Here is a 16,790-nt window from a genome sequence, read left to right on the forward strand (position 1 = left end):
CGAAGCGGCGCCACCGGTCCGTCCGACCGGTGGCGCCGCTTCGTCGTGCTGTCGTGGGTCTAGCTTCGGGTCCAGGTCTGGTTGGTGCTGCCCAGGCCGGTCCACAGCTGGACCTTCGACCCGTTGGCCGTGCCCGCGCCGTTCACGTCGAGGACCAGGCCGTTGGAGCGGTTGACGATGGTGCCGTCGACCCGGAAGGCCCACTGCTGGCTGGTCTTCCCGTTGCAGGCCCACAGGATGACCTTGGTGCCCGTGGTGGTGCCGTCGGCGTTGGCGGCCAGGCACTTGCCGGATACTCGGAGCTCACCGGCCGTGGTCCGGGTGATGGTCTGGTTGGCGTTGCCCGAGCAGTCGTAGACCTGGACCTGGACGCCCGTCTGGCCGTTCGGGACGTCCAGGCAGCGGCCGGAGTTGGTGCCCTTCAGGGTGAAGGTCGAGGCCGTGGGGAGCGGGTCCGCGACCGGCAGCCACTCCTGCGAGCCGTCGGAGGCCGACGCGGCCAGGGTGACGGAGCCGCCCGCGGTGGCCCCGGTCATGTACAGGCTGGTGTTACGGGCCGAGCGGAGTCGGTAGTAGCCGTCGGTGGTGGAGACGAGGGTCCACTTCTTGTCGGTGGCATCGTCGTCGACCCACTGTGCCAGCTTCTGCCCGGCCGTCGCGCTGCCGGTCCAGATGGCTGCCGCACGGCCGCCGGCCTTGTTGAGCAGTGTCGTGTCGCTGCCCTTGGCGGTCATGTGCCAGCGCTGGGTGGCGGCGGCGGAGTCGGCGCTCAGTACGAGGTCGGGGGTGTCGCCGGTGAGGTTGGCGTCCTGCGTCTTGCCGGACGCGGTGGACAGGACCTGGCCGGTCAGCCGGTTGACGAGGCTGTAGTAGGTGCCGTCGGAGCGGCCGAGGTCGACTTCGGCGTACTTCACGGGGCCGACGCTGCCGCCGCTCCAGGAGGCCTGGAGGATCAGGACGCGTCCCGTGCCGTCGACGTACTGGAGGTTGCGGCTGTAACCGGAGGCGATGGTCGTCTGGTACTGCTTCCAGGTGCCGGTGCTCAGACCGGACTCGTTCACCCAGACGCTGCCGCTGCCGGACGCGTTGTAGGCGATCCGGCCGTCGGGCATGGGCAGGAGGACCGGGCTGCCCCCGGTGGACAGCTTGTTGCCGCCCGAGGGCACGGGCAGCGCGGTGATCGCGGCGTCCGTGGCCGAGAAGAACTTCAGCGGGTCGTCGGAGATCCGGTAGCGGACGTTGGTGCCGCCGCCCCAGTACTCGTACGTCAGCAGCCACTTGCCGTCGGTCGTGGGCGCGATGGTCGTCATGCCGGGCCGGCCGCCGCCGATCTCCGTCTTGCCGCCGCCCATGCTCACCGTGGAGCCGGGGACGTCGACGACCGGGCTGCTCCAGGCCGAGGCGCTGGTGCCGTCCCAGGTCCGGTGCAGGAGGACCTGGCCGCCGGAGTCGGTCGCCGTGTCGTTGTCCGGGTCGAGGGTCGGGGCGCCCGTGGTGGTGTCGTAGCCGGTGTAGTCCTTCTCGTCGGAGTAGTAGGCGATGAGCTTGCCGTTGTGGGCGAGGAGGTGCGGTTCCCAGATGGGGTCGACCTGGGCGTTGGTGTTGGCCGCCGAGACCCGGCCGACGGCTCCGGCGCTGCCGCCCTGCCAGCCGCCGGCCTCGATGATGTTCTTGAAGCTCCAGGTCGCGCCGTCGTCCGTGCTCGCGTAGAGGGCGAGCGCCACGTCCTTGCGGTCGCCGTCACCGGACGGCGTCCAGCTGGAGTTCGCGGCCTTCTGCTCCTGGTAGTAGGCGTCGTCGCCCGAGACGATGCTCGCCAGCAGCAGCGTGCCGGCACTCAGGGAGCCGACGGCCTGCGGGAGGACGTAGAGATACGGGTTGGTCCAGTTGCTGGTGTACTTCGCGTACGCGGAGTCGCCGGAGAGATACGCGGGGGCCTGGATGTCGGCCAGTTTCGCCCACGTCGTACCGTCGTCGTCGCTCTTGTGGAGAGGCATCGTCTGCCCCACCGGGGCGGTCTGGCTGTTCTCGAACGCCGCGACGATCCGCCCGCTCGGCAGCTGGGCCGACTTGGGGTAGAGGACGCAGGGGTTCTTGTTGCACGCGGCGGTGTTGTTCGCCGTATACAGGTTCGCGGGACTCGGCTGATACGCCGACGCGGTTGTCGCGGAGGCAATGGCGAATGCCGCACCTATCGCGAAGGCTGTCGCCGAGGCGAAAACCTTTCGTGACCAGGGTCTTGTCAACGAAGGTCCTTTCACGGGGAGCAGGCGTCCTCGTTCCACGAATGGGTTCGGGATACGGAGCAGGACGCCAGTATTCGCAAGGGACATCTCACTGTCACCGGCACGTTGCGAAATGGTTTCGCGGAAAATCGGTTCACGCGGTATTGACGCGGCGGTGAACGGACGTAGAGGTGCGCAGGACGAGCTCCGTGCTGAGTTCGATGCGCGTCGACGGGGGTGGCCGACCCTCGGCGAGTTCGATGAGCACCCGGGTCGCCTCCCGTCCCAGTTCCTCGAACGGCTGACGCACCGCGCTGAGCGGCGGGCAGGCCATGGCCGCCACCAGCGTGTCGTCGAACGACATCACCGACAGGTCCTCCGGCACGGCCAGCCCCTGCTGCCGGGCCGCCTCCAGTACGCCGAGCGCCTGCGCGTCGCTGGCCGCGAAGACGGCCGTGGGCGGGTCGTCGGCCCGCAGGATCTGCAGGCACGCGGCGAGCGCCTCGGTGTAGTCGAAGTCGGTGGAGCGCACGATGGCCGGGTCGTAGCCGATTCCGGCCTCGCCCAGCGCCGCCCGATAGCCGTGCAGGCGTGCCGCCCCGGCCAGGGAGTGCGAGCGGCCCGCGACCATCCCGATCCGCGTGTGCCCGAGGCCCAGCAGGTGCTGAACCGCCTCCCGGGCCCCGCTCCAGTTCGTCACGCCGATGCTGGGGATGTCCTCCGACGGCGCGCTGAGCGGGTCGATCAGCACCACGGGCAGCCGCTGCTCGACGATCCGCCTCTGGTCCTCCTCGGCCAGCATCGAGATCACGATCACGATCCCGGCCGCGCCCAGCGCCACACACTCCTCCAGCCACCCCGAGATCGACCGCCGGCCCGTCGTCCCGGTGACCACGTCGATGCCGAGCTCTCCGGCCGCGTCCACGATGCCCCGGGCGACCTCCAGCGTGTACGGGCCGGACAGGTCACGGAAGACGACGATGATCTGCCGAGGGGCCGCGGGATCCCGCTCCCACGGGCGGACGTACGCGTACCGTTCCAGCAGCTCCTCGACCCGTACCCGCGTCGCGGCGCCCACGTCACGGCGCCGGTGCACCACCTTGGAAACGGTGCTGAGGGAGACCCCCGCCTCGGCGGCGATGCTCGTCAGCAGACCATGCTGCGCTTCCTGTCGACCCTTCCCTCGACCCGCCACTCGATGTCCGTTCCGTGCGCCGAACACCGATGCGCCCGGACTGCACCGCTTGTCTGCTCGGAAATCTCGCCGCACGGTAACGGCGCGTGGTGCCGGGAGGCAAGCAGTGTCTGATCTGAAGCTGTTCCACGAAGACCGAGGCCGCGTCACTGACCGGACAGTGATCGTGACTGTGGGTCCGGATCGACCCGTCTCCGGCTCAGACCATGAACCTCCTCAGAACGCGGCCGGCGCCGGGACGCCCTCGCAGCACCTGCCCCGGGCTCCCGTCGGCCCTTGCGGGACAGGCGTTCGCGTATGCCGGCGAATGACAAGCGGTCAGCGCTGGGCGTCGCGGAAGTATCCCGGGGCTTGTCCGGTCGCGCGGGTGAAGAACTTGCTGAAGTTGGTGGGTTCGGTGAAGCCGAGTCGGCGGCTGATCGATGCGACGGGCAGATCGGTGTGTGCCAGCAGGCGTTTGGCCTCCAGAGTCACCCGCGCGTCGATGAGCTGCTTGGCGGTGTGGCCAGTGGCCCGTTGACAGGAACGGTTGAGCGTCTTGAGGGAGTAGCCGAGCCGGGTGGCGTAGTCGTGGGCCTGACGCAGGATGGCGAACGAACGTTCCAGTTCGTGCCGGAAGAGGCGGTACGGCTCTTCCACCGGTGTTCGGGTGCGACCGTCGGCGGCCGGGAGCGTGGCGATACGCAGCAGGAGCGCGGCGAGCAGGTGCCGCAGCAGTTCCTTGGAGATCTCCGGGTCCCGCCCCGGCAGCGCGGCGTACTCGACGGCGAGGTCCGCGACGGCCCGGACGAGACGCCCGCCATCCTCGGGGGAGAGCTGCCAGAGGGCGGGGCCGGTCGGATCGTCCGTCACCCGGATGGTCGTGGGCAGCCTGGGCGGGAAGTCCGGGGTGAACAGCATCACTGTGGCGTCCAGGTCCGCAGGTTCGCCGCTCGGTGTCGTCGGCAGATGCTGCACCTGTCCGGGCCGGATGTGCAGCAGGGTGCCCCGCCGCAGCGGGATGTCGAGAAAGTCCACCATCCCGGTTCCCTCGCCGCCGTGGACCAAGGTGAGTTGGTGGAAGTCGAGCCGGTGCACGCGCCTGAATTCCTCGACCGGGAGGCGGCGTGCGAGATCCGCGAAGGGGAGGACCTCAAGTCGCAGATCCGGCTGGGTCGGGTTGCGATAGTATCGCTCGATCACTGGGACCTGTCCCATTTCGACCATGGTCATGCCTGACTCTACCGTGCGCTTCGCTGTCAAAGCGGTGATAGTTGAGGCGAGCCGGTGAGCAAGGTGTCACTGGAAAACGCAGATCGGAGAGGTGCCGTGGGTAACAAGGAGATCGTCCTCAAGGCGGCGGGCGAGCTGTTCGGGGACAAGGACTCGAGCGCGGTGGACCGTTGGGTGGCCACCGACTACCGTCAGCACAGCAGCCTCGCGGCGGACGGTCCGGAAGCCCTGCGGCAGCTGGTGGCCGGGCTCCCGGAGGGCTTCAGCTACGAGGGCGCCCGGGTGATCGCGGACGGTGACCTGGTCGCGCTGCACGGTGTCTACCACGGCTTCGGCCCCGAGCCGCTGGTCGCTTTCGACCTCTTCCGCGTGGACGCCGACGGCAAGCTTGCCGAGCACTGGGACGCGCTGACGCCGGTGGTCAAGGACACCGCCTCCGGCCGCACCCAGACCGACGGCCAGAACGCCCCCGCCGACCTGGACCGGACCGACGAGAACCGTAAGCTGGTCACCGAGTTCGCGGAGAAGGTCCTGAAGGGCGCCGACTACTCGGTGCTCACCGACTACATCTCCACGGAGACCTATCTCCAGCACAACCCGGAGGCCGCCGACGGCCTCGACGGCTTCGGCGCCGCCGCCGCCAAGTGGGGCGAGCAGGGCAAGAACCTGGTCTACCGGACCGTCCACAAGGTCGTCGCCGAGGGCGACCTCGTCCTGCTCCAGTCCGAGGGCGAGTTCGGCGTACCGGTCGCCTACTGGGACCTGTTCCGGGTGGCCGACGGCAAGATCGTCGAGCACTGGGACGTCATCGCCCAGATCCCGGACGAGCTCCCGCACACCAACGGCCTGTTCTGAGGGCGGGACAAACACGATGAGCGACCTGACCTACGCGGGGAAGACCTTCCGCTTCAGCGTCGACAACGGCGTCGTCTTCCACAACACCTACGCGTCCGACGGCACCACACTGCACTACGAGACCGTCGCCGGACCCACGAAGGGCGCGGTCGAGGACGTCGAGCTGCACGCCGCCGAGGTCAGCCCCGGCGTCTTCATCCTCGGCTGGCTGGAGAAGTCGGGCATGACCATCACCCATGCGATGAACCTCAACACCGGGGCGGTCCACGCCTTCTGGACCTACGAGACTCCCGACGGCCGGGTGGCGGAACTGCACACGGGCACGCTCGAGGAGATCTGAGGACGGCTTCCGAGGACGGCGTCCGAGAACGGCTGCCGAACGGGGCCGGGCAGCAGCCCGGCCCCGTTCGGCCGTGTCGGTCAGGTCACCCCGTCCGCTCGGCCAGCGCTCTGCGTTCCTCCCGCTTGCGCCGCTGTGCCTGGGGGTCCGCTTCCGGCACCGAGGCCAGCAGCCGCCGGGTGTACGGGTGCGCCGGGGCGTCGTACACCTGCCGCGCGTCCCCCTCCTCGACCAGCTCCCCCCGGTAGAGCACCGCGACCCGATCGCTGATGTGACGGATCACGGCGAGGTCGTGCCCGATGAACAGATAGGCCGTGCCGGTCTCGGCCTTCAGCCGTTGCAGCAGGTTGATGATCTCCGCCTGGGTCGAGACGTCCAGCGCGGACAACGGCTCGTCGCAGATCAGCAGCTTGGGCCGGGCCGCGAGGGCGCGGGCGATGACCAGACGCTGACGCTGACCGCCGGAGAACTCGCTCGGGTAGCGGCCCAGGGCCGAGGTGGGGATGCGCACGGAGTCCAGCAGTTCGGCGGCGCGTGCCGCGGCGGCCGTGCGGTCCAGCCCCTCCCGTCGGCGCAGCACCTCCAGGAGGGCGGCACCGATGGTCATGGTCGGGTTGAGCGCCGAGTACGGGTTCTGGAACACCATCTGCACATCACGGCGTACCCGTTGCCGGTCCGCCTTCCGCCTGGCGTCGATCACCTCGCCACCGAGCGAGACGGTGCCCGTGTGCGGGGTCACCAGGCCGAGCACACTGCGGGCCAGAGTCGTCTTGCCGGAGCCCGACTCGCCGACCAGGCCGACCGTTTCGCCGGCGGCCACCGACAGCGACACGGACTTCAGCGCCTCCGACCACTGGCTTTGGCGTCGCAGCAGGCCCGGCCCGGAGCCGAACCGCACGGTCAGATCACGGATGTCGAGCAGCGCGGTCATGCCTGTACCTTCTTCTCCACGGCGGGGGCGGGCGTCCGGTGCGGGCCGGAATCGGCGAGCACACACCGCACGGCACCGCCGGACGTGATGCGCAGGGGCTGCGGGGCCGCGCAGTCGTCCCGGGCGTGCGCGCAGCGGTCGGCGAACCGGCATCCGGCGGGCCGCCGCCCCGGGTCGGGCACGACGCCCGGAATCGTCGGCAGCGCGTCCCCGCCCTGGTGACGTGAGGGGATGCAGTTCAGGAGCGCCTTCGTGTACGGATGCGTCGGCCTGGTGAACAGTTCGTCGACCGGGGCCTGTTCGACGATCTGGCCCGCGTACATGACGGCGGCCTCGTCCGCGATGTCGGCCACCACCCCCATGTCGTGGGTGATGAACAGCACGCTCGCGCCGAGGTCGGCCTGGAGTTCCCGGAACAGGTCGAGGATCTCCGCCTCCACGGTGACGTCGAGGGCGGTCGTCGGCTCGTCGGCGATGATCAGCTTGGGCCGGCAGGCCGTGGCGAGGGCGATCATCACCCGCTGGGCCATGCCGCCCGACAGCTCATGCGGATAGGCCTTGAGACGCTCGGCGGCGTTGGGGATGTGCACGCGCTCCAGGAGTTCGAGCGCGCGGGCCCCGGCTGCGGCGCGGTTCAGACCGGTGTGGCGGCGGATCGTCTCGACGAGCTGGTTGCCGATGGTGAACGAGGGGTTGAGGCTCGCCAGCGGGTCCTGGAACACCATGGACATCGCGCTGCCGCGCAGTTGGTCGAGTTCGCTCCGGCCGGCGCCGATCAGCTCCTGGCCGTCCAGCCGGGCCGAGCCGGCGAGGACGCCGAGCGGCGGACGAAGCAGTCCCATGACGGCGAGCGCGGTCACCGACTTGCCGGAGCCCGACTCCCCGACCAGGGCGAGGGTCTTGCCCCGGGGGACGCGCAGCGACACGTCCTCCAGGATCAGGCGGGTCTCGCCGTCACTGTCGTAGCCGACGGACAGTCCGGACACCTCCAGCACGCCCGGCTCACCCGTGGGCACCGCGGCCGTGGGCGGCGCGGGCCGCCGGAGCTTCCCGGCGCCGCGAGGGCGGGACGTCACCGCTCCCCGTCGAACGCCCGCGCCGATGCTGTCGCGGATGCCGTCTCCCATGAGGTTGGCGGCGAGCACGGTCAGCGCGATCGCGAGGCCCGGCGGCAGGATCAGCACCGGGTTCTGCGACATGTACGACGCGCCTTCGGCGAGCATCGCGCCCCAGCCGGGATACGGCGGCTGCACACCGAGCCCGAGGAACGACAGCCCGGACTGGGCGAGCAGGGCGAATCCGAAGGTCAGGAACGCCTGGACGAGCAGCGGCGGGGCGATGTTGGGCAGGATGTGCCGGGCCAGCAGACGGCGGGCCGGGTAGCCCAGCAGCTGGGCCGCAGCCACGTAGTTCTCCCCGCGCACGGCGAGGGTCTCGGCGCGGGCGAGCCGGACGAAGTTGGGACTGTATACGACGCCGAGCGCGACCATGGCGTTGACCATGTTGTTGCCGAAGACGGCGATCAGGGCGATGGCCAGCATCACACCGGGGAAGGTGAGGATGACATCGGTGCAGACCATCCCGATCCGGTCGATCCTGCCGCCGACGTATCCCATGACCAGACCGCAGGGCACGCCGATGGCGACGGCGACGCCGAGGGCCAGCAGTGCCGCGGGCAGGGAGACCCGGGCCGCGTACAGCAGCCGGCTCATGACGTCCCGGCCGAGCGCGTCCGTGCCCAGCCAGTGGGAACCGCTGGGGCCCTGGAGCAGCGCGTCCAGGTTCTGGGCGAGCGGGTCGTAGGGGGCGATCAACGGGGCCAGTACGGCCGCCAGCGCGACGAGGAGGAGGACGACGGCCGCGGCCACCGCCACACGCTGCCTGCGGAACTTGGCGAAGAATGACATGTCAGGCCGTCCTGGTCCTCGGGTTGAGCCAGCCGTACGAGAGATCGACCAGCAGGTTGACGAGCACGACGACGGCCGCGACGCAGGTGATGACCCCCTGGATCACGGGCAGGTCCCTGCTCTGCACGGCGGTGATCAGGAGCTGTCCGATCCCTGGCATCGCGAAGACCAGTTCGATGAAGACCGTGCCGCCGACCAGCACCGAGGCGATCAGCCCGAGGCTGGTCACGATGGGGATCGCGGCGTTCTTGAGCGCGTGCTTGCCGATGAGGCGGGGCAGCCGGATGCCACGTCCCTGGGCCGCGGTGATGTAGTCGCGCTGGAGGATGTCGACCATGGTGCTGCGGGTCTGCCGCGCGATGATCGCGGTGGGCCCGAGCGCCAGCGCGGTCACCGGCATGACGAGGCCTCTGGCCCACTCGGCGGGGTCCTGCCCCAGGGCGACGTACCCGGTCGCGGGCAGCCACTCCAGCTTGAGCGAGAAGAGCAGCACCATGACGAGGGCCAGCCAGAAGTGCGGGACGGCGACCGCGAAGGCCGTGCCGGCCGAGACGATCCGGTCCGCGCGGCCCCCGGCACGCAGCGCCGCCGCGGTGCCGAGCGCCACTCCGAGGACCAGGGCCACGACGAGACTCGTGACGGACAGCCACACGGTGACGGACAGCCGGTCGGAGATGGCCTCGGTCACCGGGACGGAAGTGACCAGCGAGCGGCCGAGGTCGCCCTGGAGCGCCGCGCCGAGCCAGTCGAGGTACTGCGAGTAGACGGGGCGGTCGATGCCCAGTTCGGCACGGACCCGGGCGATGCTCTCGGGTGTGGCCTGGTCGCCGAGAATGGCCGACGCGGCATCACCGGGCATCAGCCGGACCAGCAGTACCACCAGGACGGACACCGACAACAGGACGATCACGGCCGATCCCAGCCGCGTCACTATGAATCTGAACATGTCCCCTCCGCGACGACGGAGCGCGGGCCGGGCCGGAGAGCCGGCCCGGCCGCGCACCGTCAGCCGATCACCTTCCAGCCGTAGACGAAGGGCACCGAGTTGCCCGTGTACATCTCCACTCCGGAGACCTTCTTGTCGTTCACCGCGTAGAGCGAGTCCTGGACATGCGTCACCAGGAACCACGCCTGGTCGGTGATCTCGTCGGAGATCTTCTGGTACGCGCCGTCGCGGGCCGCGTCGTCCGTGGCGGCCTCGGCGGCCTCGAAGTTCTTCCGGATCGCCGGGGAGTCCGCCTTGAACGGGTTGTACGCGGAGTCCTTGAGCGCGAACAGCTTGACTGCCTGGTAGACGTCGTCGACACCGTAGACGAACATCGGCGCCGGGTTGTCGGTGGTGCCCCACGACTGGGTCAGGCCCGACTGGACGAGCTTGATGTCGAGCTTGATGCCGACCTTCCGCAGCTGGCCGTCGAGCGCCTCCAGGTAGCTGGAGAACCGGCTCTCGCTGAACACCGGCAGGGTGAAGCCCTTGGCGTAACCGGCCTTGGCGAGCAGGTCCTTGGCCTTGGCGAGGTCGTACGGGTACTGCTTCCCGGCCGTGTCGCTGGCGCCGGCCGACGACGGCGGGAAGATCTGGTTCCACGAGGTGCCGTAGCCGAAGGTCACCGCCTTGACCAGGGCGTCCCGGTCGACCGCGTAGTTCATCGCCTGCCGCACCCGGACGTCGCCCAGCTGGGGTGCCTTGGTACCGGCCCGGTCCAGCAGGCCGAGGCCGAGGAAGTTGAGCGGCTTGGAAAGCAGTTGGAGACCGGCCGACTTCACGGTCTGCGCCTGCTGCGGGAAGACCACCGTCATGTCGATCTGCCCGGACCGCAGGGCGTTGAGCCGTGCGTCGTTGTCGGGCATGACGGAGAGTTCCAGGCTGTCGGCGCCGACGGCCTTGGCGTTCCAGTAGTCCTTGCGCGCCTTGTACACGTACCGCTGCCCGGGCACGCTGCTGGAGGAGAGGGTGTACGGTCCGCTGCCGGCCGGAGTGCGGTTCAGCGCGTCGCCGGTGAGGCTCTTCGGGGAGACCAGCATGCCGAGCGGGCCCGCCAGCACGAAGTCGAGATCCGGAACGGCGCCCGACAGCTTCAGGTCGACGGTGTTCGCGTCCGGTGCGGTGACCGAGCTGACCGAGGCGAGCGACGAGGCGAAGGGACCGCCGTCGGCCTTGGCGTGTTCGAGGTTCTTCTTCACCGCAGCGGCGTCGAGCTTCGTCCCGTCGGAGAACGTGACGTCGCTGCGCAGCTTCAGCTCGAAGGTGCGCCGGTCGGTCGAGGTGTACTTCCACGAAGTGGCCACCGCGGGTTCGAGCTTGGCGTCCGAGGTGCGCCGAATCAGGGTGTCGTAGACCGGTGTGAGGTACTGCATGAACGGTCCGGTCAGTGACTTGTGCGGATCGAAGGTGGTGACATCGATCGGCATGCCGACGGCGATCTTGCCGCCGGACGCGCTGTCGTTCGACGTGTCGCCCCCGCCGCCGCACGCGGTCAGCAGCAGTGCCGCCGTGACACCCAGACCCGCCACTCTACGAATGGTTCTCATCTTTCAACTCCTCTTGAAGAGCCATACGGGCTCGTCGGCCCACGACGGGCCGGGGTGGTACGGATCCAGGTCGCGTACCTATGTCTTGCGCCGCCTATGGGCGGACGCCGTCGGACGGCGAGAACCGCGTGCGGATCTCGCCGATCCCTTCGATACGGCTGACCAGCTCGTCACCGGGCGTGAGGTAACGAGGCGGAGTCATCCGGTTTCCGACGCCCGCCGGGGTACCGGTGAAGATCAGGTCACCGGGAAGGAGCGGGCAGACGGCGGAGATCCGCGCGATGAGCACCGGCACCGAGAAGATCATTTCCTTGGTGCGGGATCGCTGTACGACGGTTCCCGACACCGTGCCGGAGATCTCCAGGTCGCCGGGGTCGGTGAACTCGTCGAGGGTCACCAGGGCCGGGCCGGTCGGCCCGAAGCCGGGGAACGACTTGCCGAGACTGAACTGCGGTGGTGTGCCCCGCGTCTGTACGGCCCGCTCGGACAGGTCCTGTCCGACGGTGAGGCCGGCCACGTGCGTCCAGGCATCCTCCTGGGGGATCCGGTGTCCGCCCTCGCCGATCACCGCGACGAGTTCGACTTCCCAGTCGACCTTCTCGCCGGGCAGTTCGACGATCGCGTCGGGTCCGGTGACGCACGTCGGGAACTTGGTGAAGACCAGCGGGTCCTCAGGGGGCTGGTATCCGGCCTCCGCCGCGTGCGGCGGATAGTTGAGCGCGACCGCGAAGACCTGCCGCGGCCGGGGCACCGGCGGGCCGAGGCGGTCGGCCGCGACCTGTTCTCCGGCGCCGGGCCCGGGGACGTACGTCCCCGCCCAGGCGGTGAACTCCGCCCAGCGCTCGAAGGCCGCCATCGGGTCGCTGTCGAACCGTCCCCCGCTCGCTCCGGCCACGTCGACCGCGCGGCCGTCGTGCTGCAGGGCGAGCCTGCCGTCCACCGTGACCAGCCTCATGGGCGTATTTCCACAGCGATCCGGCCGCCGGTCACCAGGTGACCCTGGGCGGAGCGGGCTGCCCGTAGGCGTCCTTCCAGGACACGATCGGGGAGCGCAGCGTGCCCACCCCCTCGATCTCCGCCTCGACCACGTCGCCGGGCCGGAGGTAGTAGTCCTCCGCGTCGGGGCGGAAACCCGCGACCCCCGACACGGTGCCGGTGGTGATCAGGTCGCCGGCGCTGTAGCCCTGCGGCGAGTGGTAGGCGACCAGCTCGGGGATGCTCACGATCATGCGGCTGGTGTTGGAGCTCTGCCGCACGTCCCCGTTGACCCGCAGTTCCATCTTCAGGTTGTGGGGGTCTGGGATCTCATCGGCGGTCACGATGTACGGGCCGAGCGGGCAGAAGGTGTCGATGGCCTTGCAGAACGAGAAGACGCCCGAGGCCATCTCCTTGCGCTGGATGTCGCGGGCGGTGATGTCGTTGAAGACGACATACCCCGCGATGTGGTCGACCGCTTCCTCGGCGGTGAAGAACTTGCCCGGCTTGCCGATCACGACGGCGAGTTCGAGCTCGTAGTCCAGTTCGGACGTCAGATGCTCCGGGTACACCACGGCCTCGTCCGGGCCCACGATCGCGTCGACGTTCTGGAAGAAGACGATCCCCTTGTGAATCGGGTGCGACCAGCCCACCTGCTTCGATTCGTCCTCGTGCTCACGGAAGTTGCCCGAGGTGTGGAAGAACTTCTTCGGCACGATCGGCGCCCGCAGCCGTACGTCGGTACTCGCGAAGGTCCGACCGGTGGGCTCCGCGCCGCCGCGCTCGAAGTACTCGCGGGTGGTGGGTACATCGAGTTCGACGACGGTCTCCCCGTCGAGGCTGCCGACGAGCCCGGTCTCCGTACCGGCGTCGAAGGTGATCAGTTTCACCGCGTTCTCCTCTTGCTTGCTATCTGGTGAAAAAACCGACTCGGTGGGGCGAACCGGAACGGGGGCGGGCCCGCGCGTACCTCGGGAGCGGAGACGCGGCCGAGCGGCGTCGTCGGGCGGTCGTCGGGACTGCCCTTCTCGGACTTCTCCGCCATGGTCCGACTCAGACGAGCGTGCGACCGCCGTCCACGTAGAGCACCTGGCCCGTGACGAAGGAGGCCAGCGGTGAGGCCAGGAAAAGTGTGGGGCCGACGACTTCGGACGGGGTGCCCAGCCGGCCCGCGGGTACGAGAGAGGTCAGGTCCTCCCGCACCCCGGGCCGGCTGAGGTATTCGGCGGTCAGTGACGTCTCGATGTAGCCGGGGGCGACGGCGTTGACTCCCACGCCGTGCGCGGCCCATTCGTGCGCCATGACTCGCATGAGCTGGTTGATGCCGCCCTTGGAGGCCGCGTACGGACCGTGCTTGGCATGGGCGAGCAGACCGGACACGGAGGAGACGAAGACGAGCCGACCGTGGCGCTGCTCGCTCATCACCCTGCCCACCGCCTGTCCGAGCCAGTAGGCGCTCGACAGGTTCACGGTCAGGACCTCGTCCCACTCCTCGTCGGAGAAGTCCAGGATGGGCCGGCGGTTGTTGATGCCGACCGCGTGCACGAAGGCGTCGAGGCCGCCGAGGACGCCGACCGCCTTGCCGACCGCCGCCCGGCAGTCGGCCGCCCGGCTCAGGTCCGCGGTGATCACCCCGCCGCCCGCCTCGGTGAGACCGAGTTCGGCGTCGAGGTCGCGCAGCCGCTGCTCGCTGAGATCCGCGGCGACCACGCGAGCCCCGGCCTCGGCCAGCCCCGCCACGCAGGCGGAGCCGAGGCCGCCCGCACCGACGACCAGTACCCTGCTGCCTTCCAGCCCAAGCGACCGATTCATTCGAGCCATAACTTTCACTAGGTGAAATCAACTTTTGAACTCGCCGGGAACGTAACCTGGGGGTGCTGCTGCTCGCAATAGCTGCGACATCATTCGTTTCGCCAGGCTTGTGTGGAGCCCGGGCGGACGTTAGCTTTCGGAGGGTAAAAGCACACTCCGCAAAGTGAGAACGGGGCGACAGTGGCCGACCGTGCGAAATACCGCATCGAAGCGCTCGCCAAGGGGCTGCGGGTGCTCTCGATGTTCTCGGATCGCAGACCCGCGCTGCGTGTCAGCGACCTCGTGGAGCTGACGGGCATGCCCATGGCTTCCCTGTTCCGGATCGTCGCGACGCTGGAGTCCGAGGGATACCTGGAGCAGTTGCCGGACGGCCGGTACCGTCCGAACGCGCGGGTGCTCACGCTGGGCTTCGCGGCCCTCCAGGGGCTCGACCTCGTGCAGACCGCGACGGGGCCGCTGCGTGCCCTGGCCGAAGGTACCCGCGAAACGGTCAATCTGGGGGTGCTGTCGGGCGACCACGTGCTGTACCTGGTCCGGCTGCGGAACGCGGAACTGGTGACGGCGAACATCCAGGTCGGCTCGATGCTGCCCGCGGTGTACGCCTCCATGGGCAAGGTGCTGCTCGCCTACCTCGAGGCCGAACAGCTGGACGCGCTCCTGCGGCCGGAGTCCTTCGCCGACGGTGCGGGGCCGCACGCGGTCCGTTCCCGCACCTCTCTCGACGAGCAGCTCGCTCTGGTCCGCCGACGAGGCTATGCCCTTCAGGACCAGGAGGTGGCCCACGGCCTGCGGTCGATCGCCGCGCCGGTGCGGGACGAGGGCGGCAGGGTGATCGCGTCCGTCAACGTGGCGGTCCAGGCGGTCGGCTACGACGTGGAGCGCCTGCTCACCGAATTCAAAGAGCCCCTGCTGGACACGTGCCGGGAGATATCGCTGCGCCTCGGACACCGTGTGGGGGCGGTTCTGTGAGCCGGATCGAGGTCGTCCTCGGGACTCCCGAGGAAGGCGCGGTGGCGCGTGGCGTCCGCGCGGTCGTACGAAGCGCGGACGACCCGGCGCCCGTGTAGGCGCCGGGTCGTCTCGTCTCAGGTCAGGCGAGGCCGATCTGCTGGAGGAAGGTCTGGTTGTCCCAGAAGAGGAACTCCTCCTCCATCACGCCGTGCTTGTTCCAGAGGCCGACCGTCGCCATGTTGATGGAGAACTCCTTGCCGGTCGGCTGGATCGAGCCGCCGTTTCCGTCGGGCATGGGGCGGGAGAAGGTGCCCTTCATGACGCCCGTGACCGAGGTCAGGTTGTCCTTGGCGATCCGGATCGGGTGCTCGGTGATGCGGGTGTCCGGGGCCCAGACGAACTGGCTCCTGAGGTCGGCGATGTGCTGCTCGATGCCGTCGGTGTAGTGGCCGTCGGGCCAGTGGACGCGGATGTTCCGGGCGTGGCTCTCGCCGAGCCGGTTCCACTGCTGGCCGGAGTAGACGTCGAAGTCCAGCTCGTCGAAGACCTGGAGGTTTCTGCGCTCCGTGTGTGTGAGATGGGCGGGCCACAGTGATTCGGCCTGCGGGGTGGAGGCCGGGTCACCGAGGAGCTCCGGGCGGCGTGTCGCGGCCGTCGCCAGGTCGGTACCGCCGGCCACGGCGGTGATGGCGAGTGCGCCCAGCGAGGCGGCGCCTCCGCCGCGGAGGACGTTTCGGCGATTGATCATGAAGGCTCCGTGCTTCCGATGGTGATTCAAAGTTTAAGCAAATCGGTCGAAGTTTCCCTTGAATCTTCAACTGATCGGAGCTTACTTCAATCTGATTGATCTTTCAACTATTTGGTGCCCTCGGCCGGGCGACGTGGTTCCCGGGGTCGGCCGGGGGTTGTGCCGTGTGCCTCCTGCCAGGAGATGACAGGGCTGCGCAGCACGCCGACGCCTTCGATCTCGGCCTCGATCTGGTCACCCGGTTTGAGGTAGGGGCCGGCGGAGACGGGATTGCCGCCGGCCGTGCCGGAGGCCGGGCCGGTCGTGATCAGGTCGCCCGCGCTGTATCCCTGGGGGGAGTGGTAGGCCACCAGCTCCGGGATGCTCACGATCATCCGGCTGGTGTGCGAGCCCTGCCGTGTCTCGCCGTTGACGCGGAGCTCCATGCGCAGGTTGTGCGGGTCGGGAATCTCGTCGGCGGTGACGATCCAGGGTCCGAGCGGGGCGAAGGTGTCGATCGCCTTGCAGAAGGAGGAGGCGCCGGAGGGCACCTCCCGTCGCTGAATGTCGCGCGCGGTGACGCCGTTGAAGACGGCGTAGCCCATGATGTGACTGAGTGCCTGCTCCGGTGTGAAGAACTTCCCCGGTCTGCCGATCACGATGGCGAGTTCGGGCTCGCAGTCCAGCTCACTGGTCAGATGCTCGGGGTGGACCACCGCCTCGTCGGGGCCGACGATCGCGTCGACGTTCTGGAAGAAGACGATGCCCTTGTGCATCGGGTGCGACCAGCCCACCTGCCTGGGTTCGCCCTCGTTCTCGCGGAAGTTTCCCGAGGTGTGGAAGAACTTCTTGGGTGCGATCGGCGCGCGCAGACGCACCTGCGCCAGCGGGAAGGTGCGGCCGGTCTCGGGGACCTGCCCCTCCCGTCCGAAGAACTCCCGGGTGTTCGGGACATCCAGTTCGACGACCGTTTCGCCGTCGATGTATCCGACCTGTCCCGCGTCGAACGTCACGAGCTTCATCAGGCACCCACCATGTCGTATCCGCCGTCGGCGATCACCGGCCCGCCGGTCGTGTGTGTCGCCTCCGCACCGTCCAGGAAGAGCGTGGTTCCCGCCGGCTCCCGCG

Annotated in this window: 16 protein-coding genes; 4 read left to right on the forward strand and 12 right to left on the reverse strand. The window is 69.1% G+C overall.

Annotated elements, in window-relative coordinates; all coding sequences use genetic code 11:
• Nucleotides 1-59 precede the first annotated feature (59 nt).
• From F9278_RS42260 to F9278_RS42270, 3 genes are all read right to left on the reverse strand, one after another.
• Entirely contained in the window at nucleotides 60-2,246 is a 2,187-nt protein-coding gene (locus tag F9278_RS42260; protein ID WP_319023131.1) for an RICIN domain-containing protein, read from the reverse strand.
• A 133-nt stretch (nucleotides 2,247-2,379) separates the two neighbouring features.
• On the reverse strand, nucleotides 2,380-3,447 hold the full coding sequence (locus tag F9278_RS42265) for a LacI family DNA-binding transcriptional regulator (RefSeq protein WP_319023132.1): 1,068 nt from the start codon (nucleotides 3,445-3,447) through the stop codon (nucleotides 2,380-2,382).
• Between the two features lie 291 nt (nucleotides 3,448-3,738).
• A complete protein-coding gene (locus F9278_RS42270; RefSeq protein WP_226967174.1) occupies nucleotides 3,739-4,497 on the reverse strand; it encodes a helix-turn-helix domain-containing protein in 759 nt (252 codons plus the stop codon).
• On the opposite strand from F9278_RS42270, the gene F9278_RS46590 reads away from it, so the two are divergent.
• From F9278_RS46590 to F9278_RS42280, 3 genes are all read left to right on the forward strand, one after another.
• The gene (locus F9278_RS46590; protein ID WP_193241887.1) at nucleotides 4,477-4,638 is read left to right on the forward strand and encodes a hypothetical protein; all 162 of its coding nucleotides are present in this window, start codon (nucleotides 4,477-4,479) and stop codon (nucleotides 4,636-4,638) included. The genes F9278_RS42270 and F9278_RS46590 overlap by 21 nt on opposite strands.
• 90 nt (nucleotides 4,639-4,728) lie before the next feature.
• The gene (locus F9278_RS42275; RefSeq protein ID WP_152173051.1) at nucleotides 4,729-5,487 is read left to right on the forward strand and encodes a nuclear transport factor 2 family protein; all 759 of its coding nucleotides are present in this window, start codon (nucleotides 4,729-4,731) and stop codon (nucleotides 5,485-5,487) included.
• Between the two features lie 16 nt (nucleotides 5,488-5,503).
• Nucleotides 5,504-5,827, forward strand: coding sequence for a MoaF-related domain-containing protein (locus tag F9278_RS42280; RefSeq protein ID WP_152173052.1), 324 nt, complete (start codon nucleotides 5,504-5,506; stop codon nucleotides 5,825-5,827).
• Between the two features lie 85 nt (nucleotides 5,828-5,912).
• Here the strand turns inward: F9278_RS42280 and F9278_RS42285 are convergent, their stop codons facing one another.
• From F9278_RS42285 to F9278_RS42315, 7 genes are all read right to left on the reverse strand, one after another.
• Entirely contained in the window at nucleotides 5,913-6,758 is an 846-nt protein-coding gene (locus F9278_RS42285; RefSeq protein ID WP_152173053.1) for an ABC transporter ATP-binding protein, read from the reverse strand.
• The gene (locus tag F9278_RS42290) at nucleotides 6,755-8,665 is read right to left on the reverse strand and encodes a dipeptide/oligopeptide/nickel ABC transporter permease/ATP-binding protein (protein WP_152173054.1); all 1,911 of its coding nucleotides are present in this window, start codon (nucleotides 8,663-8,665) and stop codon (nucleotides 6,755-6,757) included. The genes F9278_RS42285 and F9278_RS42290 overlap by 4 nt, the downstream gene beginning before the upstream one ends.
• A 1-nt stretch (nucleotide 8,666) precedes the next feature.
• Nucleotides 8,667-9,611 (reverse strand): ABC transporter permease, encoded by a 945-nt coding sequence (locus F9278_RS42295; RefSeq protein ID WP_152173055.1) that lies wholly within the window; start codon nucleotides 9,609-9,611, stop codon nucleotides 8,667-8,669.
• A gap of 59 nt (nucleotides 9,612-9,670) precedes the next feature.
• A complete protein-coding gene (locus F9278_RS42300; RefSeq protein ID WP_152173056.1) occupies nucleotides 9,671-11,197 on the reverse strand; it encodes an ABC transporter substrate-binding protein in 1,527 nt (508 codons plus the stop codon).
• Nucleotides 11,198-11,291: 94 nt separating this feature from the next.
• Nucleotides 11,292-12,152, reverse strand: coding sequence for a fumarylacetoacetate hydrolase family protein (locus F9278_RS42305; protein ID WP_152173057.1), 861 nt, complete (start codon nucleotides 12,150-12,152; stop codon nucleotides 11,292-11,294).
• A 31-nt stretch (nucleotides 12,153-12,183) separates the two neighbouring features.
• Nucleotides 12,184-13,062, reverse strand: coding sequence for a fumarylacetoacetate hydrolase family protein (locus F9278_RS42310; protein WP_152173058.1), 879 nt, complete (start codon nucleotides 13,060-13,062; stop codon nucleotides 12,184-12,186).
• Between the two features lie 163 nt (nucleotides 13,063-13,225).
• Nucleotides 13,226-13,984 carry an SDR family NAD(P)-dependent oxidoreductase gene (locus F9278_RS42315; RefSeq protein WP_193241888.1) on the reverse strand — a complete coding sequence of 253 codons (759 nt, stop codon included), beginning with the start codon at nucleotides 13,982-13,984 and terminating at the stop codon, nucleotides 13,226-13,228.
• Between the two features lie 180 nt (nucleotides 13,985-14,164).
• Between F9278_RS42315 and F9278_RS42320 the strand changes: the two genes are divergently transcribed.
• Nucleotides 14,165-14,953 (forward strand): IclR family transcriptional regulator, encoded by a 789-nt coding sequence (locus tag F9278_RS42320; RefSeq protein ID WP_152173059.1) that lies wholly within the window; start codon nucleotides 14,165-14,167, stop codon nucleotides 14,951-14,953.
• A gap of 121 nt (nucleotides 14,954-15,074) precedes the next feature.
• On the opposite strand, the gene F9278_RS42325 is transcribed toward F9278_RS42320, so the two are convergent.
• Both F9278_RS42325 and F9278_RS42330 read right to left on the reverse strand, forming a co-directional pair.
• Nucleotides 15,075-15,683, reverse strand: coding sequence for an ester cyclase (locus F9278_RS42325; protein ID WP_152173060.1), 609 nt, complete (start codon nucleotides 15,681-15,683; stop codon nucleotides 15,075-15,077).
• 107 nt (nucleotides 15,684-15,790) lie between these two features.
• On the reverse strand, nucleotides 15,791-16,684 hold the full coding sequence (locus F9278_RS42330) for a fumarylacetoacetate hydrolase family protein (protein WP_152173061.1): 894 nt from the start codon (nucleotides 16,682-16,684) through the stop codon (nucleotides 15,791-15,793).
• Nucleotides 16,685-16,790: the final 106 nt, after the last annotated feature.

Origin of the sequence: Streptomyces phaeolivaceus (assembly GCF_009184865.1) — a bacterium.
GTDB classification, from domain to species: domain Bacteria; phylum Actinomycetota; class Actinomycetes; order Streptomycetales; family Streptomycetaceae; genus Streptomyces; species Streptomyces phaeolivaceus.

Bases quoted from the DNA above. Each gene is read 5' to 3' on its own strand.
- F9278_RS42315 (WP_193241888.1), bottom strand. From the start codon at position 13,984: ATGAATCGGTCGCTTGGGCTGGAAGGCAGCAGGGTACTGGTCGTCGGT.
- F9278_RS42290 (WP_152173054.1), bottom strand. From the start codon at position 8,665: ATGTCATTCTTCGCCAAGTTCCGCAGGCAGCGTGTGGCGGTGGCCGCG.
- F9278_RS42325 (WP_152173060.1), bottom strand. From the start codon at position 15,683: ATGATCAATCGCCGAAACGTCCTCCGCGGCGGAGGCGCCGCCTCGCTG.
- F9278_RS42295 (WP_152173055.1), bottom strand. From the start codon at position 9,611: ATGTTCAGATTCATAGTGACGCGGCTGGGATCGGCCGTGATCGTCCTG.
- F9278_RS42330 (WP_152173061.1), bottom strand. From the start codon at position 16,684: ATGAAGCTCGTGACGTTCGACGCGGGACAGGTCGGATACATCGACGGC.
- F9278_RS42305 (WP_152173057.1), bottom strand. From the start codon at position 12,152: ATGAGGCTGGTCACGGTGGACGGCAGGCTCGCCCTGCAGCACGACGGC.
- F9278_RS42300 (WP_152173056.1), bottom strand. From the start codon at position 11,197: ATGAGAACCATTCGTAGAGTGGCGGGTCTGGGTGTCACGGCGGCACTG.
- F9278_RS42280 (WP_152173052.1), top strand. From the start codon at position 5,504: ATGAGCGACCTGACCTACGCGGGGAAGACCTTCCGCTTCAGCGTCGAC.
- F9278_RS42285 (WP_152173053.1), bottom strand. From the start codon at position 6,758: ATGACCGCGCTGCTCGACATCCGTGATCTGACCGTGCGGTTCGGCTCC.